At 70.9% G+C, this 24,244-nt stretch carries 19 protein-coding genes; 15 read left to right on the forward strand and 4 right to left on the reverse strand.

Annotated features, from left to right (window positions below; genetic code table 11):
* Positions 1–107: 107 nt before the first annotated feature.
* The 4 genes from ACIBF8_RS07090 to ACIBF8_RS07105 are packed head-to-tail and all read left to right on the forward strand — an operon-like array spanning position 108 to position 3,736.
* Positions 108–719: a hypothetical protein gene (locus tag ACIBF8_RS07090; RefSeq protein ID WP_396781445.1), complete on the forward strand. Its 612-nt coding sequence runs from the start codon at positions 108–110 to the stop codon at positions 717–719.
* Positions 706–1,839 (forward strand): peptidoglycan-binding protein, encoded by a 1,134-nt coding sequence (locus ACIBF8_RS07095; RefSeq protein ID WP_396781446.1) that lies wholly within the window; start codon positions 706–708, stop codon positions 1,837–1,839. The genes ACIBF8_RS07090 and ACIBF8_RS07095 overlap by 14 nt, the downstream gene beginning before the upstream one ends.
* Positions 1,839–2,528, forward strand: a complete 690-nt coding sequence (locus tag ACIBF8_RS07100; RefSeq protein ID WP_396781758.1) for an ABC transporter ATP-binding protein — start codon at positions 1,839–1,841, stop codon at positions 2,526–2,528. The genes ACIBF8_RS07095 and ACIBF8_RS07100 overlap by 1 nt, the downstream gene beginning before the upstream one ends.
* A complete protein-coding gene (locus ACIBF8_RS07105; RefSeq protein ID WP_396781447.1) occupies positions 2,525–3,736 on the forward strand; it encodes an ABC transporter permease in 1,212 nt (403 codons plus the stop codon). Before ACIBF8_RS07100 ends, ACIBF8_RS07105 begins: the two co-directional genes overlap by 4 nt.
* Positions 3,737–3,827: 91 nt before the next feature.
* On the opposite strand, the gene ACIBF8_RS07110 is transcribed toward ACIBF8_RS07105, so the two are convergent.
* Positions 3,828–4,700: a YhjD/YihY/BrkB family envelope integrity protein gene (locus tag ACIBF8_RS07110; RefSeq protein WP_396781448.1), complete on the reverse strand. Its 873-nt coding sequence runs from the start codon at positions 4,698–4,700 to the stop codon at positions 3,828–3,830.
* A 51-nt stretch (positions 4,701–4,751) separates the two neighbouring features.
* Here ACIBF8_RS07110 and ACIBF8_RS07115 point away from each other — a divergent pair, with 51 nt between their 5' ends.
* Both ACIBF8_RS07115 and ACIBF8_RS07120 read left to right on the forward strand, forming a co-directional pair.
* Entirely contained in the window at positions 4,752–5,300 is a 549-nt protein-coding gene (locus ACIBF8_RS07115; protein ID WP_396781449.1) for a GNAT family N-acetyltransferase, read from the forward strand.
* A gap of 348 nt (positions 5,301–5,648) precedes the next feature.
* A complete protein-coding gene (locus ACIBF8_RS07120) occupies positions 5,649–9,338 on the forward strand; it encodes a CARDB domain-containing protein (RefSeq protein WP_396781450.1) in 3,690 nt (1,229 codons plus the stop codon).
* A 50-nt stretch (positions 9,339–9,388) separates the two neighbouring features.
* Here the strand turns inward: ACIBF8_RS07120 and ACIBF8_RS07125 are convergent, their stop codons facing one another.
* Positions 9,389–9,703, reverse strand: a complete 315-nt coding sequence (locus ACIBF8_RS07125; protein WP_396781451.1) for a hypothetical protein — start codon at positions 9,701–9,703, stop codon at positions 9,389–9,391.
* Between the two features lie 296 nt (positions 9,704–9,999).
* On the opposite strand from ACIBF8_RS07125, the gene ACIBF8_RS07130 reads away from it, so the two are divergent.
* From ACIBF8_RS07130 to ispG, 6 genes are all read left to right on the forward strand, one after another.
* Entirely contained in the window at positions 10,000–10,806 is an 807-nt protein-coding gene (locus tag ACIBF8_RS07130) for a Scr1 family TA system antitoxin-like transcriptional regulator (protein WP_396781452.1), read from the forward strand.
* A complete protein-coding gene (locus tag ACIBF8_RS07135; RefSeq protein ID WP_396781453.1) occupies positions 10,797–10,997 on the forward strand; it encodes a DUF397 domain-containing protein in 201 nt (66 codons plus the stop codon). The genes ACIBF8_RS07130 and ACIBF8_RS07135 overlap by 10 nt, the downstream gene beginning before the upstream one ends.
* Before the next feature lie 183 nt (positions 10,998–11,180).
* Positions 11,181–11,840, forward strand: a complete 660-nt coding sequence (locus ACIBF8_RS07140; RefSeq protein WP_396781454.1) for a Uma2 family endonuclease — start codon at positions 11,181–11,183, stop codon at positions 11,838–11,840.
* A 149-nt stretch (positions 11,841–11,989) separates the two neighbouring features.
* Positions 11,990–13,201: a 1-deoxy-D-xylulose-5-phosphate reductoisomerase gene (gene dxr, locus ACIBF8_RS07145; protein WP_396781455.1), complete on the forward strand. Its 1,212-nt coding sequence runs from the start codon at positions 11,990–11,992 to the stop codon at positions 13,199–13,201.
* Positions 13,201–14,451, forward strand: a complete 1,251-nt coding sequence (locus tag ACIBF8_RS07150) for a M50 family metallopeptidase (protein WP_396781456.1) — start codon at positions 13,201–13,203, stop codon at positions 14,449–14,451. The genes dxr and ACIBF8_RS07150 overlap by 1 nt, the downstream gene beginning before the upstream one ends.
* A 9-nt stretch (positions 14,452–14,460) precedes the next feature.
* Complete coding sequence (gene ispG, locus ACIBF8_RS07155; RefSeq protein WP_396781457.1) at positions 14,461–15,633, forward strand: flavodoxin-dependent (E)-4-hydroxy-3-methylbut-2-enyl-diphosphate synthase; 1,173 nt, start codon at positions 14,461–14,463, stop codon at positions 15,631–15,633.
* 108 nt (positions 15,634–15,741) lie between these two features.
* On the opposite strand, the gene ACIBF8_RS07160 is transcribed toward ispG, so the two are convergent.
* Positions 15,742–16,326: a PadR family transcriptional regulator gene (locus tag ACIBF8_RS07160; protein ID WP_396781458.1), complete on the reverse strand. Its 585-nt coding sequence runs from the start codon at positions 16,324–16,326 to the stop codon at positions 15,742–15,744.
* Between the two features lie 111 nt (positions 16,327–16,437).
* Between ACIBF8_RS07160 and ACIBF8_RS07165 the strand changes: the two genes are divergently transcribed.
* Both ACIBF8_RS07165 and ACIBF8_RS07170 read left to right on the forward strand, forming a co-directional pair.
* Positions 16,438–17,778, forward strand: coding sequence for an MFS transporter (locus ACIBF8_RS07165; protein ID WP_396781459.1), 1,341 nt, complete (start codon positions 16,438–16,440; stop codon positions 17,776–17,778).
* Positions 17,708–18,547 (forward strand): GNAT family N-acetyltransferase, encoded by an 840-nt coding sequence (locus ACIBF8_RS07170; RefSeq protein ID WP_396781460.1) that lies wholly within the window; start codon positions 17,708–17,710, stop codon positions 18,545–18,547. Before ACIBF8_RS07165 ends, ACIBF8_RS07170 begins: the two co-directional genes overlap by 71 nt.
* A 214-nt stretch (positions 18,548–18,761) precedes the next feature.
* Here ACIBF8_RS07170 and ACIBF8_RS07175 read toward each other — a convergent pair whose 3' ends face one another.
* Complete coding sequence (locus ACIBF8_RS07175; protein ID WP_396781461.1) at positions 18,762–19,346, reverse strand: hypothetical protein; 585 nt, start codon at positions 19,344–19,346, stop codon at positions 18,762–18,764.
* 1,280 nt (positions 19,347–20,626) lie between these two features.
* Between ACIBF8_RS07175 and ACIBF8_RS07180 the strand changes: the two genes are divergently transcribed.
* The gene (locus ACIBF8_RS07180) at positions 20,627–24,199 is read left to right on the forward strand and encodes an ATP-binding cassette domain-containing protein (RefSeq protein WP_396781462.1); all 3,573 of its coding nucleotides are present in this window, start codon (positions 20,627–20,629) and stop codon (positions 24,197–24,199) included.
* Positions 24,200–24,244 lie beyond the last annotated feature (45 nt).

Below are 24,244 nucleotides of genomic sequence, written 5' to 3' on the forward strand. Positions count from 1 at the left end.
GACTGTACGTGGCCCCGGCCGCCTCCGACGCTGCCGCTGAGCTGGGGCTATCGGATGACGACCGGTTCCTGACAGGTCTCTTACACCTGGGCGTGAAGCTCCACCCCATGACCAACACAACCCACCGGTTCGCGGCCGGGCTCGCCGCGGTCACCCTGCTCGCCGTCGCCCTCACCGGCTGCGGCGGCGGCGCGTCCGGCGCCGACGAGGGCACCTCCAGCGGTGACGTCGCGTCACTCACCACCCCGTCCGCCCCGGCGAGCGCGACCCCCGCCGGGGGTGCCGCCAATGGTCGGCCGCAGCTACGCCTGGACACGACGGACGAGGAGGAGCAGCAGTTCTGGCAGACGTATCAGATCTGCCTGCACGAGCACGGTGTGAAGCTGAACACCGGACAGGCGCCCGGAGCGGCGGGGACCGGCACCGGCCTCTCCCTCGACCCGAGCGGGGAGCCGAAGGCGGCGTACGTGGCGTGCGCCAACAAGCTGCCGCTCCAGCCGCCGGAGCTGGACCGGGAGAGGAACCCGAACTTCGCGAGTCAGTGGAACGACTACGTCCAGTGCCTGCGGGGGCGCGGCCTGAAGGTCCACTCGCTGCCGGACAACTCCGGCTGGACCTACGACGACGGGGTCGCCGACCCGACCAACGGACTTGATGAGGCCGCCCAGTCCAAGGCCGACAAGGACTGCACTCAGGAGGAGTTCGGTGCCAAGAAATAATCCGGCCGACGGGCATGGCCGGCGGACGACTCGGCGTACGGCGATCGTGGTAACGGCGGTGACCCTGGTGGTCGCCGTCGGTGCCGGCGTCGGGGCGCTGGCCTTGCGGCGTCACCCCGGCGGTGGCGTCGCGAGCGCCCCACCGCCGGTGACGACGACGAAGGTGACCCGGGCCGACCTGTCGGACACTCGCTCGGTCGCTGGGACGCTCGGCTTCGGCCCGGAACGGCTGGTGAAGGGGGCCGGGGAGGGTGTCGTCACCCGGTTGCCGAAGGTGGGCGACACGGTCACCCGGGGCAAGCCGCTCTACTGGGTCAACGACCGACCGGTGCCGGTGCTGTTCGGCGGGGTGCCGCTCTTTCGCACGCTCGACAAGCCAGGTCTGGTGGGCAGCGACGTACGGATCGTGTCGGACAACCTGAAGGCGCTGGGCTACCGGGTCGGGTCGCAGCCGTCCCGGGGCAAGGACGGCGCGAAGATCGCCGCCGGCCAGGCCCTGCTCACCGAGGTCCTGGTCGCCGCGATCAAGAGGTGGCAGAAGGACCTCGGCCTGGAACCCACCGGGATGATCATGGTCGGGCAGGCCACAGTGTTGACCGGGCCGGTCCGGGTCAGCACCGTGACGGCTCTCCCCGGTGATCCGGTCGCCGGTGAGCTGCTGGCCGTCACCGAGAAGGTGAAGCTGGTCACCGTACCGGTCGCGGCCACCGACGTGGGCACCGTCACGGTGGGCGGGAACGCGGCCATCGTGCTGCCCGATGGCTCCGAGATCGCGGCCAAGGTCGCCTCGGTCTCGCGCACGGTGCGCGGCGGCGGCTCGGCCGGCGGAGCCGGTCAGAACGGCCCACCGACCGTGGACGTCCTCGTCGCGCCGGTCCGGGCTGCGGACGTGGCGAAGCTGGACGCGGCGGCGGTCCAGGTCCGGTTCACCACCACCGTCCACAAGAACGTGCTCGCGGTGCCGGTCGGCGCGTTGGTGGCGCTCCGCGAGGGTGGGCACGCGCTGCAACTGCCCGACGGCGCTCTGGTGGCCGTGCAGACCGGGATGTTCGCCCGGGGTCTGGTCGAGATCAGCGGCACCGGCGTGACCGAAGGGCTCGACGTGGTGACGGCATCGTGATCGCCGACCCGGTGCTGGCCGTCGAGGGGGTGAGCAGGACGTATCCCGGCGGGGTGACCGCACTGGACGACGTCTCACTGACCGTGCGCGCTGGCGAGATGCTGGCCATCGTCGGGCCGTCCGGGTCCGGCAAGTCCACCCTGCTGAACATCATGGGCACCCTCGACCTGCCGACCAGCGGCCGCCTGCGCATCGCCGGTCAGGAGGTCACCGCCCTCTCCGACCGTCGGCTCTCCGCGCTTCGGGGCCGCTGGCTCGGCTTCGTCTTCCAGCAGTTCCACCTCTCCGACGGGCTGGACGCCGCCGAGAACGTCGCCACCGGCCTGCTCTACGCCGGGGTGCCCCGCCGTCGTCGTCGCCGCACCGCGATCGAGGCGTTGGCCCGGGTCGGTCTGGCACATCGGGTCGACCACCGGCCGCATCAGCTCTCCGGCGGGGAGCGGCAGCGGGTGGCGATCGCCCGGGCACTCGTCAACGAGCCGGCGCTGGTGCTGGCCGACGAGCCGACCGGTGCACTCGACACCGCCAACGGCGAGGCGGTCCTGGCGCTGCTCATGGACCTGAACGCGGAAGGGACCACCATCGCCGTGATCACCCACGACCGCGATCTCGCCGCCCGTACGCCTCGTCAGGTGGAGATCCGCGACGGCCGGATCGTCACCGACACCGTTGCCGGGGGTAGGGCATGAGCGCGTCCCCGGGTGACACCCGGTCGACCCGGCTCGCCCCTACCGACGTACTCCGGCTGGGTCTGCTCGGGCTGACCACGCGCCGGATGCGGGCGGTCCTCTCCGCCCTGGGCATCTCCATCGGCATCGCCACGTTGGTCGTCGTGGTGGGCATCCCGGCGTCCAGTCAACGCGACCTGATGAACCAACTCTCCGCCCTCGGCACCAACCTGCTGCGCGCCGAGCCCGTACCGGATCAGAACCCGCCGGCGCTCCTGCCCGAGGACGCCGCCGCCATGGCATCGCGGATCGGGCCGGTCGAGATGGCGAGCGCTGTCGCGAACACCCACACCGCAGTGCGCCGCAACGACCTGCTGGACAGGTACGACACGTCCGGGCTCAGTGTGCTCGCCGCCCGGCCGGACCTGTTGGAGACGGTCAACGGCCGGATCCGCAGCGGCCGGGCCCTCGATGCCGGGGCATCCGGACTGCCGACCGTGGTCCTCGGCTACGTCGCGGCGAGCCGGCTCGGCTTCGCCACTGTGGACCCCCGGCAACCACCCCAGGTGTTCATCGGCGAGCGCTGGTTCACCGTGATCGGCATCCTGGAGCCGCTGCCGCTCTCCCCGGATCTGGACCGCTCGGTGCTGGTCGGGTGGGATGCCGCCAAGGCCATGCTCGGCTTCGACGGTCATCCCACGGTCCTCTACCTGCGGGCCAGGGAGGACGCGCTGGAGGATGTCCGTGCCGTGCTGCCAGCCACCCTCAATCCGCAGTTGCCCGGGTTGGTCCAGGTCAGTCGCCCCTCCGACGCGCTCGCCGCGAAGCGGGCCACAGAGAACAGCTTCTCCGGGCTGTTCCTCGGCCTGGCGGCGGTGGCTCTGCTGGTCGGCGGGATCGGCGTGGCCAACACGATGGTCATCTCGGTGCTGGAACGCCGTCGGGAGATCGGCCTGCGCCGGGCGCTCGGCGCTAACCGTGGCCAGATCCGGGTGCAGTTCCTCACCGAGTCGGTGCTGCTCAGCGTGCTCGGAGGGGCGGCCGGCGCGGTCCTCGGGGTGCTCGCGACGATCGGCTACGCCAGCTACCAGGGCTGGCCGCCCACGATTCCGCTGACCGCCGTGCTCGGCGGAATCGTCGGCGCCCTGCTCGTGGGCGTGATCGCCGGCGTCTACCCATCGATCCGAGCCGCCCGCCTAACCCCCACCGAAGCCCTCTCCACCCCCTAACACCCACCCACCCCACCCCCCACCCCCCACCCCGCGTCGATCATGAAGTTATTGCCGCTCGGCACGGCGTGTCGTGGCAATAACTTCATGATCAACCGGGCTCAGGGGTAGGGGGGTGGGGTGGGTGGTGGGGGGTGGGGGTGGGGGTGGTGCGCCAGCGGGAGAGGGCCAGGGTGGCGGAGTAACCGGCCAGGACGATCACGTGGAACAGGTAGAGCCAGAGGAGGACGGCCACGCCCGCGCCGATCTCGTCGAAGCCGCCGAACGGCACGCCCAGATCCAGCGGGAGCGAGGCGAAGAGCACGAAACCGTGCAGGAAGCCGGAGAGGTTCGCCGCCGTGAAGGAACCGATCCCGAGGGTGGAGAGCCAGTCCGGTGCGGCCGGCCCGACCACCCGGAAAACCCAGACCAGCACCGGCGTGAGCACCAGCCAGACCGCCAGGAACGACAGCACCACGCCGAGTGCGCCGAGCCAGCCGCCCTGGCGGACCAGTCGGGTGGTGAGCGGGAGCGCCAGCAGGATCGACAGCAGCAGCGCGGGGGCCGGTGCGAGCAGTGGCAGCAGCAGAAGTCGGCCCCGCCAGCCGACCAGGTGCTCGTCGGAGCGGGACGCGGCCACCGAGACGAACGCCCGGCGCAGACCCTCGCCGTACAGCGACGCGGGCAGCAGGGACGCCAGCGCCAACAGCGGCGTCAACCCCACCCCGGCCTCGACCAGCGCCTCCACCGCCCGGGGCGCGCCGATCGCGGTGGGCAGGGCCTCCACGGCGTACGAGGTGAGCCGGCGTACCCGATCGGCCCCGGCTACCAGTGCGGTGAGCCAGATCGCCAGCAGGGCGACCGGCACCACGGCGATCGCCCCGTAGAAGGTGATCGCGGCGGCATGCAGTGACAGGTCCCGCCCACGCACCGGACGGAACGCGGCACTGGTGATCCGTTTCGCGCGCTGCCATCCGTTGCCCATCGGGTCCTCCTTCCCTGCCGCCGGGGTGGTCACTCCTTAAGATCGCCCGTCATGACTGTTCTCACCACCGAACGCCTGATCCTGCGTGATTGGACCGACGATCCGGCCGATCTGGCCCGGATCTACGACATCTACTCCCGTGCCGATGTCACCCGGTTCCTGGGCGCACCAGGGTTGCCGATGACCGACCCGGCGCAGGCCGCCGAGCGGCTGCGGTTCTGGCAGGAGCGGCACGCCGCCGACGGCGGCCGGTACGGCACCTGGGCGATCGAGGTACGTGAGACCGGTCAGCTGGCCGGCACGGCGCTGCTCAAGCCGCTGCCGGGGCGGGACGAGGCGGTGCGCACCGAGGACATCGAGGTGGGCTGGCATCTGCACCCGGATTCGTGGGGTCACGGCTACGCCACCGAGGCGGCGGGCGCGCTCGTCGCCCGCGAGTTCGCAACCGACACGTCGGAGATCTACGCGGTCGTGTCGCCGGGCAACGAGGCGTCGATGGCGGTCTGCCGGCGTCTCGGTATGACGCACGTGGGCCGCCGCAGCGACTGGTACGGCGGGGAGCTGTTGGAGACCTTCGTCCTCGCGGCACCAGATGCCTGATCGTTCCCGGATGAGCGGCCGACAGGGACAGGCAAGGCCGTCAATAGTTACCGCGGTCGAAGTGTTGACGCTCCCGTAGCACGTCAGTAACCTTTGGTCAAAGTAACGCAAGATTTCGACAAAGCCGTGCAAGGTTCTGCACGTGCGCTCGGAAGATTCAACGGGTCTCCTCGGGAGGCCCGTTGATAGTCGTACCCATCTGGTGGTTCCAGGTCGGGCGGTGCCCCCGCGCCGCCCGCACCACCTGTCCCCTCGACACCGGCCCTCGCGCATCGGCCGGCGCACCGCCGCACCCCCACCCCGTGGTCACGCCACCGCGGCAACCGTCCCCCGACGACAAGGACAGTGATGAGACGAACGAATCTGTTCAGGATGGTGGCGGCCACGGCCGCCGCCGCGCTGATCGCCACGGCCGGGGCGACCGTTGTCGCGAACCCGGCCGCCGCCCGCCCCGCCGCACCGGCTGCCGCGCCGAGCAGCGGCTTCGCCCCGGCGGCCACCAACCTCGCCCAGGGCCGCCCCACCCAGGAGAGCGGCCACGCCGACGTCTACGACTCGTCGAAGGTCGTCGACGGCAACGCGGGCAGCTACTGGGAGAGCGTCAACAACGCGTTCCCGCAGTGGGTGCAGGTCGATCTCGGCTCGTCGCAGAGCGTCAACCAGGTCGTGCTGAAGCTGCCGACCTCCGGTTGGGGCACCCGGACGCAGACGTTGAGCGTGCGGGGTAGCGCCAACGGCTCGTCCTTCACCGACCTGGTCGGGTCGCAGACGTACACCTTCAACCCGGCGAGCGGCAGCACCGTCACGATCAACTTCAGCTCGACCTCCACCCGCTACGTCCGGATCACCATCACCGCCAACAGCGGCTGGCCGGCCGGGCAGCTCTCCGAGCTGGAGGTGTACGGCAGCGGCGGCACCACCCCCGACACCACCGCGCCGAGCGTCCCGGGGACGTTGTCGCACAGCACGTCGGGCAGCACGATCACCCTCACCTGGGGAGCCTCCACCGACTCCGGTGGCAGCGGGCTCGCCGGCTACAACGTCTACCGGGGCGGCAGCCTGATCGCCACGCTGGGCACCGTCCTCACCTATCAGGACACCCAACCGGCGACGGCGACCGTGTCGTACTACGTCCGCGCCCGCGACGGCGCCGGCAACCTCTCCGGCACCAGCAACACCGTCACCCGCACCGGCAGCAACCCGCCCGCCTGCATCAACGTGGCGCAGGGCAAGAGCATGACGGCGAGCGGCTCCACCTTCAGCTTCACCCCGGACAAGGCGAACGACGGGCAGCTCACCACCTACTGGGAGGGTGCGGCGAGCTACCCGCAGAACCTGACCGTGGCGCTGGGCGCGAACCACTCCATCTCCGGGGTCACCGTGAAGCTCAACCCGGACCCGGCCTGGGGCACCCGGACCCAGACGATCCAGGTCCTCGGCCGCGACCAGGCGTCGTCCACGTACACCAGTCTGGTGTCGGCGGCGACCTACCAGTTCGTCCAGGGCACCAACGTGGTCACCATCCCGGTCACCGCGACCACTGCGGACGTGCAGCTGCGGTTCACCGGCAACACCGGCGCCCCGTCCGGCCAGGTCGCCGAGCTTGAGGTGTGTGGTACGCCAGCGCCCAACCCGGACCTGGTGGTCAACTCGGTGACCTGGTCGCCCACGTCGCCCAGCGAGGTCAGCCCGGTCACGCTCTCGGCCGTGGTGCAGAACATCGGCTCGGCCGCCGCGGCCGCGACCACTGTGAACTTCAGCCTGGCCGGCGCGGTCGTCGGCAGCGCCACGGTGGGCGCGCTCAACGCGGGCGCGTCGACCACCGTCTCGTTCAACGCCGGTACCCGTCCGATGGGCAGCTACGCCGTCTCGGCGGTGGTCGACCCGACCAACACGATCGTCGAGCAGAACAACGGCAACAACAGCCGCACGGCAGCGTCGCCGCTGGTGGTGGTGCAGGCCCCGGGCCCCGACCTCCAGGTGCTCAGCATCGCCTCGAACCCGCCGAACCCGGCCGTCGGGGCCTCCGTCACCTTCACCGTGTCGGTCCGCAACCGGGGCACCACCGCGACCGGCGCGACCACGGTCACCCGGCTGGTGGTGGGCAGCACCACGCTCAACACCAACACCGCGTCGATCGCCGCCGGCGCGACGGCCACCGTGGCCGTCACCGGCAGCTGGACCGCCACCAGCGGCGGTGCCACCATCACCGCGACCGCCGACGCCACCAACGTGGTCGCCGAGACCAACGAGACCAACAACGCGTTCAGCCAGTCGATCGTGGTCGGCCGCGGAGCCGCCGTCCCGTACGTCTCCTACGAGGCGGAGGCTGGCCGGTACCAGGGCACGCTGCTGGAGGCCGACCCGCTGCGGACCTTCGGGCACACCAACTTCGCCAGCGAGTCCTCCGGCCGCAAGTCGGTACGACTCACCAGCACCGGCCAGTTCGTCGAGTTCACCTCGGTCAACCAGGCCAACTCCATCGTGGTGCGTAACTCCATTCCGGACGCGCCCGGTGGTGGCGGCATCGAGGCGACCATCAGCCTCTATGTCAACGACGTCTTCTCCCGGAAGTTGACCCTGTCGTCTAAGCACAGCTGGCTCTACGGCAACACCGACGGGCCGGAGGCGCTGACCAACACCCCGCAGGCCGACGCCCGACGGCTCTTCGACGAGTCGAACGCGCTGCTGGCGCAGTCGTACCCGGCCGGCACCCGGTTCAAGTTGCAGCGCGACTCGGGTGACACCGCCTCGTTCTACGTCATCGACATGATCGACCTGGAGCAGGTGGCGCCGGCGGCGAGCCAGCCGGCCGGGTGCACCTCGATCACGTCGTACGGTGCGGTCCCGAACGACGGGCTCGACGACACCGCCGCCATCCAGCGGGCGGTGACCGACGATCAGAACGGTGTCATCAGCTGCGTCTGGATCCCCGCCGGGCAGTGGCGGCAGGAGCAGAAGATCCTGACCGACGACCCGCTGAACCGGGGTACGCACAACCAGGTCGGCATCAGCAACGTCACGATCCGGGGCGCCGGGATGTGGCACTCGCAGCTCTACACGCTGACCGAGCCGCAGAACGTGGTGGGTGGCATCAACCACCCGCACGAGGGCAACTTCGGCTTCGACATCGACAAGAACACCCAGATCTCCGACATCGCCATCTTCGGGTCGGGCCGGATCCGGGGTGGTGACGGCAATGCCGAGGGCGGCGTCGGCCTGAACGGTCGCTTCGGCACCGGCACCCGGATCAGCAACGTCTGGATCGAGCACGCCAACGTGGGTGTCTGGGTGGGCCGCGACTACGACAACATCCCCGACCTGTGGGGGCCGGCCGACGGGCTGGAGTTCAGTGGCATGCGGATCCGCAACACGTACGCCGACGGCATCAACTTCAGCAACGGCACGCGCAACTCGCGGGTGTTCAACTCGTCGTTCCGCACCACCGGCGACGACGCGCTCGCGGTCTGGGCCAACCCGTACGTCAAGGATCGCAACGTCGACATCGCCCACGACAACCACTTCGTCAACAACACCATCCAGCTGCCCTGGCGGGCCAACGGCATCGCCATCTACGGCGGCTACGACAACTCGATCGAGAACAACCTGATCTACGACACCGCCAACTACCCGGGCATCATGCTGGCGACCGACCACGACCCGCTGCCGTTCTCCGGCACGACCCTGATCGCCAACAACGGGCTGTACCGCACCGGCGGCGCGTTCTGGAACGAGGACCAGGAGTTCGGTGCCATCACCCTCTTCCCGGCCACCAGAGACATCGTCGGGGTCACCATCCGGGACACCGACATCATCGACTCCACCTACGACGGCATCCAGTTCAAGAACGGCGGCGGCAACATGCCGAACGTCGCCATCACCAACGTGCGGATCGACAGATCCAACAACGGCGCCGGCATCCTCGCGATGAGCGGCGCGCGCGGCAACGCCAACCTGACCAACGTGACCATCACCAACTCGGCCGACGGCAACATCGTCATCCAGCCGGGCTCGCAGTTCGTCATCAACGGCGGCTGAACCCGGTCGGGGGCCGCTCCGGCGGTCCCCGACCGTTCCACCACCCTTGATCAACACGTCTTCAGTGAAGTCGGGGTATCCGCGTGCGGCGGATACCCCGATTCCCATGAACCCGAGTCGATCACCGTGGCGCAGGGCCCGTCGTGGGCGTCGGGCCGTCGGCAGCGGCCGACGCCGCCGAGCTTGGCGTCACAGAACACTCGGGTACGCAGAAACTGCGCGTCCTCCTCGCTGAGCGTGGTCTCGCCGAAGTCGAGAACGCTGAGCTGGCCGAGCGAGTCGCGCAGCGCCACGGCCAGGGCGGTGACCTCGTCGAGGCTGGTCAGCGTGGTCGGCAGGTGGATGATCCACCGTGACGCGGTCACCGCGTCCACCGGCATGGGCACACGGGTTGGGCGCGCCGGCGGTCCGGGCAGGGCCAGCGCAGCCCACAGGTGCAGTACCGACCCCACCTTGCCCAGTTGCGGCGATGCCTCGGTGTCAGCGGCACCGACCCGACCTGCTTGCCCATTGCGCCCACCTTCCTCGCGCCTGTTCACACTCTGCTGTGGACGCGACTACCGTCGGAAGGTGGCGAGCGCCCTCAGCGCCGGGTGTGCCGATCCGCCGAGACGCGGTGATGGCCGGTGGTGATTGGTGGGCGAGTTGTGGTGGAGGTGTGATGGACAACGGGCCGGCGTCGACGCTGGAGTTCCTCGGGGCGGAGCTGCGACGGGCTCGCCGGGAGCGCGGGCTGAGTCAGGAGGAGTTGGCGCAGCGCATCAGCTACTCGTCGTCGCTTGTGGGGATGGTGGAGATCGGTCACCGCACTCCCTCGCAGGACTTCATCGCCCGGGTCGACGGGACGTTGGAGGCCGGTGGGCTGTTCGAGCGGCTGCTCACCCTGGTCCGGGCCGATGCCGCTCCGCCCTGGTTGCGTGAGTGGATCACCGTCGAACGGGAGGCGACCATGATCCGCTGGTTCGAGCCGTCCCTGATCCCCGGCCTCCTACAGACCGAGGCGTACGCCCGGGCGGTGCTGCGCGGCGGGGGAATGCTGCGGGAGCCGGAGGTCGAACAACGGGTGGGCTCACGGATGGACCGGCAGTCGGTGCTGAGTCGGGAACACCCGCCGGAGTTCGTGGCCGTGGTCGACGAGGCGGTGCTGCGGCGGGCGATCGGCGCCCCGGCCGTGATGGTGGCGCAGTTCGAGCACCTGCTCCAGATCACCGAGCAGCCCCACGTGGACCTTTACGTCGTGCCGGCCGAGGCGGGCATGCATGCCGGGTTGGCGGGCCCGTTCATCCTGGCCCGCACACCGGACAGCGGCGAGGTCGCGCACCTCGACACCGCGGTGCGCGCGCACGTCACCGACCGCCCGGAGGACGTTGATAACCTTCGGCGCAGATGGGAGAGCCTGCGGGGCGAGGCGTTGCCCCGGCGTGCCTCTCGGGATCTCGTACGGGAGCTGGCGAAGTCATGGACCTGACCGGTGCGGTGTGGCGCACGTCCACCCGTAGCGACAACGGAGGCTCCACCTGCGTGGAGGTGACCACCAACCTGTCGCACCTGGTCGGCGTGCGCGACAGCAAGGACCGGCACGGGCCGGTGCTCACCTTCACCCCCTCGGCCTGGGCCGCCTTCATCGAGTTCACGGTGGCCAGCCAACCGTCGCGATGACCGCGCCCTGCCCTGCCATACCTGTCCTGATCGGCGGCCCGCCTGGCTGGCCGCCGTGCGCACCGGATCACGAGCCCGGTGCCGAGGTGATCGCTGGCGGACTGGGTGTGCGACGACGCACAACCGGTGCTGCGGTGGCTAGGCTGACCTGAGCAGGATGGTCCGCTTAGGGGGTGAGCCCGGATGGCCCAGGCCGCGTTCGCGCCGGAGCCGGCGCCGCAGCACACCGAGCCGTCGTTCGACGTGCTTCGGTGGCACGACGAGCCGTGGACCGCGCAGCTCGCCCTCGACCTGTTGCCGGAGACCAACGGCCCCAAGGTTGAGGTCCTGAGCGGAAGCGTGATCGTGACACCACATGCCGGGTACGACCACCAGGACGCGGAGCTGGATCTCGCGTTCCACCTCAAGCAGGCGGCCCGCCGCGCCAAGCTGTGGCTTTATCTGGAGACGAACGTCGTCTCGGGCGAGGATCTCTTCATCCCCGATATCGTCATCCTCGACGCGCCGGGCGGCGGCCGGACGACGATGGACATCGGGCACGCCGTGCTGTTGGGCGAGATTGTCTCTCCCGGGAACCGACGCAAGGACATCATCGACCGCCCGCGTGAGTACGCCGCCGCCGGCGTGCCGTTTTTCCTCCGGGTCGACCTGCGCAATCGGGTTCCCACTATCGCGCTGTACGAGTTGATCGAGGGGGAGTACCGGCCGGTGGCCGCTGCGGCTGCCGGAACACGGTTCGTCATGCGAGAGCCGTTCGAGTTCTCCATTGATCCGGGCGACCTGCTGGGCGAGGAGGCCGCACCGACCGGGCCAGGGCCCGAGTCGGCCGACGACGAGGCTTGATCGACACGGTTTCCTGGAAATCGGGCCGTCCGGGTGCCGGGGATGCCGCGACTTCCTTGAACCCGAGTCGATCAAGGCCGGCAGCGGCAGCGCTGGGGAGGGCTGAGGCTCCCAGCCGGCGCACAGCGGGGGTGGGGGAGAATGGCCGGGTGACTTCCCCCCGCGATCTTGTCCTGCTCGGGTCCACCGGCTCGATCGGCACGCAGGCCATCGACATCGTCCGGCGCAACCCGGACCGGTTCCGGGTGGTCGCCGTGGGTGCCGGCGGGGGCAACGTCGAGCTGCTCGCCGCGCAGGCCCTCGAACTGGGCGTCGAGGCGGTCGGGGTGGCCAGGGCGTCCGCCGCGCAGGACCTGCAACTCGCGTTCTACGCCGAGGCAAGCCGGCGCGGCTGGGCCACCGGCGACTTCAAGCTTCCCAAGATCGTGGCCGGGCCGGACGCCATGACCGAGCTGGCCCAGTGGCCGTGCGACGTCGTGCTCAACGGGGTGGTCGGCTCGCTGGGCCTCGCTCCTACGCTGGCCGCGCTGCGCGGTGGTCGTACCCTCGCGTTGGCCAACAAGGAGTCGCTGGTGGCCGGCGGCCCGCTGGTCAAGGCCGCGGTGACGCGGCCGGGGCAGATCGTCCCGGTCGACTCGGAGCACTCGGCGCTGGCCCAGTGTCTGCGCTCCGGCACGCGCGGTGAGGTGCGGCGGTTGATCGTCACGGCCAGCGGCGGCCCGTTCCGGGGTCGGCGGCGCGACGAGTTGACGCAGGTCACACCCGAGCAGGCGCTCGCACACCCGACCTGGAACATGGGGCCGGTCGTGACGATCAACTCGGCGACCATGGTCAACAAGGCGCTGGAGGTGATCGAGGCGCACGAGCTGTTCGACGTGCCCTACGCCGACATCACCGTGATGGTGCACCCGCAATCGGTGATCCACTCGATGGTCGAGTTCGTCGACGGGTCGACGATCGCCCAGGCCAGCCCACCGGACATGCGGCTGCCGATCGCGCTCGGCATCGGCTGGCCGGACCGGGTGCCCGACGCCGCCTCCGCCGTCGACTGGACGGCCGCGCACACCTGGGAGTTCGCGCCGCTCGACGACGAGGCGTTTCCGGCCGTCGCCCTGGCCAAGGCCGCCGGGGAGGCCGGGCGCTGCCGCCCGGCGATCTACAACGCGGCGAACGAGGAGTGCGTGGCGGCGTTCGTGGCTGGCCGACTGCCGTTCCTCGGCATCGTCGACACCCTCGAACGCGTGTTGGAGGACGCTCCGGACTTCGACGAACCAGGTACCGTCGAGGACGTGCTCGCGGCCGAGTCGTGGGCGCGCGCGCACGCACAGGAGATCATCGCGGGTCCGGTGGAAGGAGCTTGATGTCGTACCTGCTCGGGGTGGTCCTCTTCGCCCTGGCCATTCTCATCTCGGTGAGCCTGCACGAGGCCGGTCACCTGCTGACCGCCAAGGCGTTCGGGATGAAGGTCACGAAGTACTTCGTCGGTTTCGGCCCCACCATCTGGTCGTTCCGGCGGGGTGAGACGGAGTACGGCCTCAAGGGCATCCCCCTCGGCGGCTTCTGCAAGATCGTCGGGATGACGCCGCACGACGACGACGTCGAGCCGGGCGACGAGTCACGGGTGATGTGGCGCTACCCGGTCTGGAAGCGGACGATCGTGATGGCCGCCGGGTCGATCACGCATTTCGCGCTCGCCCTGGTCACGATCTGGATCCTCGCCGTCTCCGCCGGCCTGCCCAACCCCGACTTCCCGACCACCGACGCGCAGGCCCGCCAGGAGCCCGCGGTCATCCAGCTCAGCCAGTGCGTCGTGCCGGAGAACGCGGTGCGCGCGTGCACCCCCGCCGACGCGGCCAGTCCGGCCGCCCAGGCGCAACTGCGCAACGGTGACCGGATCACCTCGGTCAACGGCACCCCGATCAACACCTACGGCGACCTGCTCACCACGCTGCGCGGGCTCAAGCCCGGCGACACCGCGCAGATCGCCTACGTCCGCGACGGGCAGTCGGGCACCACCAGCACGGTGCTCGCGCAGACCCAGCGTCCGCCGTTGGACGACCCGAACGGTGCCGCCGCGCCGGTCGCCGCGCTCGGCGTCGGGCTCGTGCCCACCACCCCGACCCGCGTGACGTACGGGCCGGTCGGCGCCTTCGGCGCCACCGCCGACTTCACCGGTCAGCTGGCCGTCGGCACCGCCCAGGCGCTCCAGCGCCTCCCGCAGAAGGTCCCCGCCCTGTGGACCGCCCTCACCGGTGGCGAACGGGACGTCGACACCCCGATCAGCGTGGTCGGGGCCAGCCGACTCGGCGGCGAGGCGGTGGAGAACAACGCCTGGCTGGTGTTCTTCATGCTCTTCGTGTCGCTGAACTTCTTCATCGGCGTGTTCAACCTGTTGCCGCTGCTCCCGGTGGACGGCGGCCACATCGCCATCGCCTGGTTCGAACGGGCTCGTTCCTGGCTCTACGCGCGGATCGGTCGGGCCGATCCCGGCCGGGTGGACTACCTCAAACTGATGCCCTTCACGTACGCGGTGATCCTGGTCGGTGGCGCGTTCACGCTGCTGACCATCGCCGCGGACGTCGTCAACCCGATCACGCTCTTCTCAAGGTGAGTGCCTGAAGTGACAGCTATCAGTCTCGGTATGCCCGCCGTGCCACCCCCGCCACTCGCTCCCCGTCGGGCCAGCCGGCAGATCATGGTCGGCTCGGTCCCGGTCGGTGGCGGTGCGCCGGTGTCGGTGCAGTCGATGACCACGACCCTCACCTCCGACGTCAACGCGACGCTCCAGCAGATCGCCGAGCTGACCGCGTCCGGCTGCCAGATCGTCCGGGTGGCGGTGCCGTCCCAGGACGACGTCGAGGCGCTGCCCGCGATCGCCAAGAAGTCGCAGATCCCGGTGATCGCCGACATCCACTTCCAGCCCAAGTACGTCTTCGCCGCGATCGACGCCGGCTGCGCGGCGGTCCGGGTCAACCCGGGCAACATCCGGCAGTTCGACGACAAGGTCAAGGAGATCGCTCGTGCCGCGGGGGAGGCGGGCGTGCCGATCCGGATCGGCGTCAACGCCGGCTCGCTGGACAAGCGCCTGCTGACCAAGTACGGCAAGGCCACCGCCGAGGCGCTCGTCGAGTCGGCGCTGTGGGAGTGCTCGCTGTTCGAGGAGCACGGCTTCCGCGACATCAAGATCTCGGTCAAGCACAACGACCCGGTCGTGATGATCCGGGCGTACCGGCAGCTCGCCGAGCAGTGTGACTACCCGCTGCACCTGGGTGTGACCGAGGCCGGGCCGGCGTTCCAGGGCACCATCAAGTCGGCGGTCGCGTTCGGTGCGCTGCTGGCCGAGGGGATCGGCGACACGATCCGGGTGTCGTTGTCCGCGCCGCCGGTCGAGGAAATCAAGGTCGGCAACCAGATCCTGGAATCCCTCGGTCTGCGCGAGCGGGGCCTGGAGATCGTCTCGTGCCCGTCCTGCGGTCGGGCCCAGGTCGACGTCTACAAGCTCGCCGAGGAGGTCACCGCCGGCCTGGAAGGGCTGCCGGTGCCGCTCCGGGTCGCCGTGATGGGCTGCGTGGTCAACGGACCCGGCGAGGCCCGGGAGGCCGACCTCGGCGTGGCCTCCGGCAACGGCAAGGGCCAGATCTTCGTCAAGGGGCAGGTCGTCAAGACGGTGCCCGAGGCGCAGATCGTGGAGACGCTGATCGAGGAGGCGCTGCGGATCGCCGACGAGATGGGCGCCGAACTTCCCGAGGAACTGCGCGGGCTGGTCACCGGCCCGACCGTCACCGTGCACTGATTTTCCATTTGGAAAAAGCGGCCGTTCCCCGTGCGGGGAACGGCCGCTTTCGTTGTGGTGCGGGCCTGGCGTTGTGGTGCGGGCCTGGCGTTGTGGTGCGGCCTGGCGTCACTCGGATTCGGCGAGGATCGCGTACAGCTTGCGGCGCGTCTCGTCGAGCACCTGGGCGGCCCGCTCGCGCTGGTCGTCGGTACCGTTCATCATGACCTGCCGCAGCGCGTTCATCGCCTGCGCGCCGGAGTCGCGGATGTCGTGCCAGCTGCTCACCGTGCCCTGCGCGACGTCGGCCCACGGCGGGGTCTGCGCGGCCTCGGTGGCCTCCGCCTGACCGGCCTCGGTGACCGTGAACCGCTTCCGCCCGCCACCGGACTCCTCGGTACTGGCGATGATCACGCCCTCGTCCTCCAGTAGTTGGAGGGTGGGGTAGATCGAGCCTGGACTGGGCCGCCACGCACCGCCGGTGCGGGAGTCGATCTCCTGGATCATTTCGTAGCCGTGCATGGGCCGCTCGGTGAGCAGGGCCAACACGGAGGCTCGGACGTTGGGGCGTCGGCCCCGACCCCGTCCACGGCCTCGGCCGCCCCAGGGGCCGCCGTGTCCGTGCTCGTGGCCATGACCGGGTGGGACCGGCGGGAAGCCGAAGCCCCGCATCCGAGCCTCGTGCATCGGGTGGTGCTGTCGGTGGAACCTCATTGGTTCTTCCTTTCCTCGAACTGTCGCTGATGCATCAACGATATATCGGCAATGCATCGCCAACAAGTGACCATTTACAAACCGTACGTACGTCTTGTTAAGGTGGCGGTCATGCGCCTGCTTCCCTCGCCGGGCCCGGCCCGGATCCTCACCCTGGGCACCCTGGTCAAAACCGTCGGGCGGGGTCTCTGGCTCGTCGCCAGCGCGCTCTTCCTCACCCGATCGGTCGGCCTGTCGGCGACCCAGGTGGGCATCGGGCTGACCATCTCGGCCCTGGTCGGCGTGCTCGCCAGCACGCCGAGCGGTTATCTGGCCGACCGCGTCGGCCCGCGCGGCGTGCAGGTCGGCGCGCTGTTCGTCGCCGGCACCCTGACCATGGGCCTGATCGCCGTCCGGTCGTTCCCCACGTTCATCCTGGTGGGCGCCGCCACCGCGCTCGCCGACGCGGTCGAGCGCGGCGCCCGGGGCGCGTTGATCGCCGGAGCGATCCCGGCCGACCAGCGGGTTCGCACCCGCGCCTACCTGCGCGCCACCACCAACGTCGGCATCTCCGTCGGCGCGGTCCTCGGTGGCTTCGCCATCGCCGCCGACACCCGCAGCGGGTACGTCGCGCTGATCCTGGCCGCGGCGGCGGCGTCACTGGCCGCAGCGGTGATCTTCCTCGGACTGCCCACCGTCGCCCCGGTCGCCGCCCCGGCGCAGGGCCCTCGGCTGGTCGCCCTGCGGGACCGGCCGTTCCTCGCCTTCACCCTGATCGACGGGCTGATGTCGATGCACTTCAGCCTGCTCACCATCGCCCTGCCGCTGTGGATCGCCGGTCACACCCGGGCCCCCGTCTGGATGATCTCCGCGTTGACGCTGGTCAACACCGTGCTGGTGGTGCTCCTCCAGGTACGCGCCGCGAGTACCGCCGCCAGCCTGCCCGGGGCCGCCCGCGCCGCCCGTCGAGCGGGTGTGGCCATCGCCCTGGCCTGCGTACTCTTCGCCGCCAGCGGCGCGCTGCCCACCGCCGGCGCGGTCGGCCTACTCGGCCTCGGGGCAGTCACGCACGTCACCGGGGAGCTGTGGCACTCCGCCGCCGGCTGGGGGATCTCCTTCGGGCTGGCGCCAGCGGACGCCCAGGGGCAGTACCAGGGGGCGTACGGCATGGGCTACGAACTGGGCAAGATGCTCGCACCGGTGGTCGTGACCACCCTCGCGCTCGGCTGGGGCGTACCGGGCTGGCTTGTGCTCGGCGGCCTGTTTCTCCTGCTCGGTGCCCTGGTGCCCCCGGTTGTCCGGTGGGCCGAGCGGAACCGGCCGAGCACCGGACCCGCAGAACCGGTGCCGGCCTCGGCACTCGACCGGCGGAGCGGGGGGTCGATCTGGCAGGCTGATAGTCGTGCTGACGGTGCCGGTACGCCAACTGGGGGAATCGGAGCGCCGCGCGGTCGAGCGACTGCTCGACCATGACCCGTTCGCGGGCGCGCAGGTCGCCGAGCGGATTGCCGCGCGCGGGCTTTCCTGGTGGCGAGCCGAGGGCAGAGTCCTGGGGTACGGCGCTCGCCGCAACCTCGAATCACTCTGCTGGCTCGGCGGCAACCTGACCCCGGTGCTGGCGAGCGACGCCGCGGTGGCCGCCTTCGCTGATCTCCTCGCCGGGGAGGAACGGCTCTGCTCCTCCATCGTCGGACGGGCCGATGCCGTCCTCGGGCTATGGGATCGCCTCTCCGATATCTGGGGGCCAGCGCGAGACGTCCGCCCCAACCAGCCGCTGCTGGTCACCGACACCCTGCCACCCGTACCGGCCGACCCGGAGGTACGCCAGGTTCGCTCCGGCGAAGTTGATCGGCTCTTCCCGGCGGCGGTGGCCATGTACACCGAGGAGGTCGGTGTCTCGCCACTGGCCGAGGACGGCGGCCGCAGCTACCGCCGACGGGTCAACGACCTGGTTCGGGCCGGTCGCGCGTACGCCCGCATCGTCGACGGCAAGGTCGTGTTCAAGGCGGAGCTGGCCGTGGTGACCAAGCGGACGGCGCAGATCCAGGGCGTCTGGGTGGCACCGGAGTGGCGAGGCCGGGGGATCGCCACGGGAGCCATGGCAGCCGTGGTCCGCGACGCGCTGCTGCGGGTCGCCCCCACCGTCAGCCTGTACGTCAACGACTTCAACCTCCCGGCCCGCCGCGTCTACGAGCGCTGCGGCTTCCAACCGATCGGCACCCTGGCCACCGTCCTCTTCTGACCGCTGCGGTTGGAAATCTCGGTGATGTCGTTGGCGACGGCTGGCGCATCTTTCTCCAGATCTTGGACAGTTTCCGTTCGCGCGCTGAGCGGTAACTGTCGGAGAGCTCGCGGGTTTTGAGCGTGGACATGCCGTTGGCCGGCACCCCGGGTTGCGGGTGCCGGCCAACGGTCGGTGTCCTGTCGTGCTCTTTTGTGGTGCTGTGGCTGTGGGGTCAGCTGTTCCAGTGCTGGGTGACGAGGTCGGCGGCCTGCTGCTCCCACTGGGCGTAGGCGTCCGGGTAGGCCGAGACCTGCACGGTCTGCGCGGCCTCGGTCAGCGGCATGTCCTGCCACCCGTCGACCTGCTTGAGGCCCTTCAGGAACGCAGTCGTCGAGTACTGCGGGTCGGTGATCTGTTCCGGGGTGCCCCACCCCGAGCTCGGGCGCTGTTGGAACAGGCCCAGCGAGTCGTGGTCGTTGGCGTCGCCGAGGTGGCCCAGGTTCTCCAGCTTCGACTCCTGCAGGCTCGTCGCGATCGAGATCACCGCGGCCCGCTCGGGCAGGCCGGCCTTCTTCGTCGCGGCGATGATCGCCTTCACGTTCGCGGTCTGCTCGTCGTTGAGGGTGATGTGCGACTGCTCGCCCTGGGTGCCGTGTGGGATCAGCTTGCTGGTGTCGGGCTTGTCAGCCTGCACCGCCACCGTGGCGGGGTTGGCGTCGACGGGGTTGGCGTGCGCGGCGATCGGACCGGCGAACACACCACCGGCGAACGCGAGACCAGCAACCGACAGCACGCTCTTACGAATGATCGTGTTCATGGGGATAGCTCCTTCGGGGGTAGAACACCCGCCCACGCCGATCGGGGGAACGGCAGTGACGGGTGTGAGCACCTCGTCCGGCGCCGCACAAACAAACAAAGGGGGGAAGGTTTGGGGGGTGACGCCCACGTTCACTGGGGCGTCGGGGACGGCGACCTGGCAAGCCCGAGGGGGCTCGGGGCGCCGGGTCGGTGTGTAACGACCGGGGGGCCGGGGTCATTCCCGGCGGCCCACCTACCAGCGCCCTGCTCGAGGCGGGTGGCCGGTTGGCCGTGCGGGACCGCAACGACCCGGGGCCCGGGGTCATTCCCGGCGGCCCACCTACCAGCGCCCTGCTCGAGGCGGGTGGCCGGTTGGCCGTGGGGACCGTAACGACCGGGCGCGGGCCGGCATTCCAACCTGCCCGACCAGCCCTCGGGGGCGGGGCGGCGGCCGGTGGTGCTGCGATCGTCAGGGTATGTAACGACCCCGCCCCGGCCACGATTCCGCCCCGCGGGTGCGACCGGCCACAGGACGAAGAACTCATAAATGGACGAACCGCCCACACAATTCCGGGCCGTGGCGTCGAATCATCCATCACGCGGCGTGATCCACTCGGGTTCAGGGAAATCGGGGTATCGCGGACGTAAGGACACCCCGACCACATGAAACCCGAGTCGATCAAGAGGTTCGATGGCGGCGCGACTCGACAGAGTCCGACATAATCGGACAAAACGCCAGCCGGGCGTCCCGTTGGGCGTTCGGTCGGCGGCACACGCTCGGCGTCCGCCGGGCATTCTGTCGGGCGCGCCGCTTGGCGCTCCGCTGGTCCGTCGATCGGGCGGGGCGTCCGGGTGTCCGCTGGGTGTTGGGTCCGCCGGGCATTCTGTCGGGTGGGCCGCTCGGCGCTCCGCTGGTCCGTCGATCGGGCGGGGGCGTTCGGGTGTCCGCTGGGTGTTGGGTCGGCGGGGCGCTTGGCGTCGGTGTTCGGTCTGGCGGGGCGTTCGGCGGGCGCCGGGCGTTCGGCGGGCGGGGCGTTCGGCGGCCGCTGGGCGTTCGGCGGGCGGGGCGTTCGGCGTGCGGCGGAGCGTCCGGATCGTCTAGGCGACGAGCGGTGCGGCAGGTACGGGCGCGGGTCGGGTTGCGAGATCGGTCGACACCGCGACGGGGCGCTGGGCGAGTCCGTCGCTGCCGCTGGTCGGAGGGGCGGATGCCCTGCTCAGGGCCGGAAAATCGGTTGAGTTGGCGGGTTGGCGCCGGCAGGCTGAGGTCTCCGCCACCCCCGTCCCGGAGGACTTTCCATGCGCCTGCTCCGTGATCTGTGGGGCACCTCGACCCGCCGTATGACGATCGTGGTCGTCCTCATTGTGCTGGGCGCCGCGGGGCAGGCGGGCGCGTCGGCGCTGGCTGGCGCGGTGCTGGTGCATCGCTCGGCTGGCTTCTTCGCCGTGCTGGCGGCGGCGCTGGTCGCCGTGGTCCTCAGCGACCTCGCGGTGAGCCTACTGATGGCCGGCCTGACCGCCGACTGGTCCGCCGACGTGCGCCGCCGCCTGTGTCGCGTCGCTCTCGGGCAGGACCTGCCGACGCTGGAAACCACACCGGTGGGCGAGTTGCTGGACCGGATCGACGGGGACGTCTATCAGGTGGCGTCGGCGATTCGTAACCAGGGCACCCGGCTTGCCCAGGGGCTCTGTGTCGGCCTGCTGTCCATGGTGGTGGCGCTGGCCGTGTGGTGGCCGGCCGGGATCGCGATGCTGCTGCTCACGGTGGTGCTCGCGGTCGGGTTGCGCCGGCCCACGGCGCGGATCGGCCCGGCCCGGATGGCCGAGGAGGAGGCGTGGTCCGACCTGGCCGCCGTAATGGAGGAGGCGGTGCACGGCCAGGACGACGTGCGTACCAGCCTGGCCCGCCCGTACGTGCTGCGGTTGTACGCCCGGCGGGCCGCCGCGGTCCTCTCCCGGGGCCGCGTGGTCTGGGTGCTGTCCGCCCGGGTGGCGACGGTGGCCACCGCGACGATCCGTGCCGGCATCGGCGTGGTGGTACTCGGCGGGGCCTGGGCGTTGGCCACCGGTCGGATCGACGCCGCCCGGCTCACCGCCATCTGGTTGCTCGCCCTGGCCTTCGGGGCGACCGCGGAACACGTCAGCCGGATGGTGCCGGAGATCCAGGAGGCTCTCGGCGCGTGGGCTCGGGTGCAGCTGCTCCAGAAGGCTCGGCAGGAACCCATTGGCGGGGCCAGCCCGAGCGAGGGTGACGTCCGCATTCGGGACCTGACCTTCGGGTACGAGCAGAGTGGCCGGGGCGCCGCGCTGCGCGGGCTCAACCTCACCTTCGCCCGTGGTCGGTCGTACGCGCTGATCGGACGGACCGGTTCGGGCAAGTCGACTCTGGCGAAGGTGCTCACCCGGGCCGTCGACGTGCCGCCGGGCACGGTCTTCCTTGGCGGCACCGACCTGTGCGACCTCGATGTCGAGCAGCTGCGCCGCTGGGTGGCGCTGGTGCCGCAGCGCACCGAGATCCTGGCCGGCACGCTCGCCGAGAACGTCGCGCTCTTCGACCCGGAGTTGCTCGACGTGGCGGCTCGGGCGCTCGACGAGTTGGGGCTGGCCGGTTGGATCGCGGAGCTGCCGGACGGGTTGGCGACCCGACTGGGGGAGGGCGGGCACGTGCTCTCCGCCGGTCAGGAGCAGTTGGTGGCCTTCGCCCGGATCCTGGTCCGGGACCCGCACGTGGTGATCCTCGACGAGGCCACCGCGCGGCTGGACCCGGTCACCGAGGCGCGGGTGCAGCGGGCCACCGAACGACTGCTGCGCGACCGGATCGGCATCGTCATCGCGCACCGGCTCTCCTCCGTGCGTCGTTGCGACGAGGTGGTCGTGCTGGCCGACGGCGCGGTGGTCGAGGCTGGCCCGATGGAGACGTCGACGCGCTTCGCCGAGCTGCTGGCGACCAGCCACGCCGCCGCGTACGCCGCGGTGGCGCCGGCCGGTCGCATCGGCGTCGGCACCGACCTGCTGGTCGGCCCCGATCCGGCGGACGCCTGGCCGGGCGAGCCGTTGCCCGCCCCGGTCGCGCCGGTCGCGTCGACCGAGCAGCCCACCTGGGTTGCGCCGGAGCCGACCGAGCGGGTCGCACGGGCCGAGCCGATCACAACGACCGCGCCGGCCCGCGCAGACCCGCCGCCCCTGCCACCCGTGCCGCCGGCCCGGACGCTGCGGGAGATCTTCCGACTCTGCATCAACGACCCCCGGTACGGGGCGACCGCGATCGCGCTGTTCCTCGGGCTCAGCCTGCTCGGGTTGGACGGCCCGGTGCTGCCCTGGCTCTGGGCGGACCTGGTCGACGGGACCGGCAACCCGTACCTGCCGGCGGTGGGGATCGTCGCCGGGCTGCTGGTCACCCTGCCGCTGCCGTTCTACACCCATGTCTGGTTCCCGCAGTGGTGGGTGCGGCAGATGCTGCGGATCGGCCTGCGCCTGGTGCACGGCCAGACCGGGCCGCGCCGGGTCAGCTCGCACACCCCCGCCGAGGTGGTGGCCCAGGGCGGCGACACCGAGCGGGTGGTCCAGCTCGCCGACAACGTGCTGGATCAGAGCGTCGCGCTGGTGCTCGTGGTCGCCATGACGGCGGTCACCGGCAGCGTCGTACCGGGGCTGTTCTTCCTCGGCACGATGGTCGTCTCCGGGCTGGCCGCCACGTTGTTCGGGCCGAAGCTGGAGCGGGCGGCTCGGGCGACGGTGGCGGCGCGGGCCGCGTTCGCCACGGCGCTGGTCTCCGCGCTCTCCGCGGCGCGGACGGTGAAGCTCGCCGGCGCGACCGCGGCGGTGCTGCGCCACCTGGCGGGCCTGGACGTGCTGCGCAGCGACCGGCAGCGGCGGGAGATTTCGGTGCAGGTGTGGGCGCGCTCGACGCCGTCGATGGCCAGCGGGCTGTTGCCGATCGGGGCTTGGGCGCTCTACCTGAACGGTTCGCTCTCCGCCGGGGCGGTGCTGGTGGCGGTGTCCACCCTGGGCGCGGCCCGCTGGTTCGCCTGGACGACCGCGTCGTTGATCTCGCAGCTGCCCTCGGCGCGGGTCTGGACCCGGCGCACGGTGGCGATGGCCGGGGTGAGCAGCTATTCCGCAGGGGTGCCGGAGGTCGACCTGACCGCCGGCACGGCACCCGCGCCGACCATGCCGCCCCGGCATCCGCTGCGGCGGCTGGAGCTGCGCGGCTTCGGGGTGGTGCACTCCGACGGTACGGTGGCCGTCCGGGATGTGGACCTGACCGTGCAGCGGGGGCAGTTGGTGCTGGTCGTCGGGCCCGTGGGGTCGGGCAAGTCCTCGCTGCTGCGGGCGCTGGCCGGGATCGTGCACCACACCGGCGAGCTGGCCTGGAACGGTGACCCGGTCACCGAGCCGGAGCTGTTCCTACGTCCCAACCAGGTCGGCTACGTCGGCCAGCTGCCTCGGGTGTTGTCTGGCACGGTGGCCGACAACATCGCCCTCGGGCACCAGGTGGACGCGGCCGGCGCGGTCAGCACCGCCCAGCTCGACCATGACCTGGCCGCCGCCGGCGGTGGGTTGGGTCTGCTCATCGGGCACAAGGGCACCCGGCTCTCCGGCGGGCAGTTGCAGCGGTTGGCGCTGGCGCGTGCGCTGGCCCCGCGTACCGAATTGTTGGTCGCCGACGACGTGTCGTCGGCGCTGGACGTCACCACCGAGCTGGCGCTGTGGCAGGCGTTGCGCGGCCACGGGGTGACCGTGGTCGGCTCCACCGCGAAGCGCGCCGCGTTGGTCCGGGCCGACCACGTGGTGGTGCTGCTCGGCGGCGCGGTGGCGGCCCAGGGCACCTGGCAGGACCTGGAGGGCGACTGGTCGCACCTGGCCGGCTGAGGGCCAGGAGTCGCGCTGAGGGCCAGGAGTCGCGCTGAGAGCCAG

This window comes from Micromonospora sp. NPDC050276 (assembly GCF_044459545.1).
In the GTDB taxonomy this organism is placed as follows: Bacteria; Actinomycetota; Actinomycetes; order Mycobacteriales; family Micromonosporaceae; genus Micromonospora.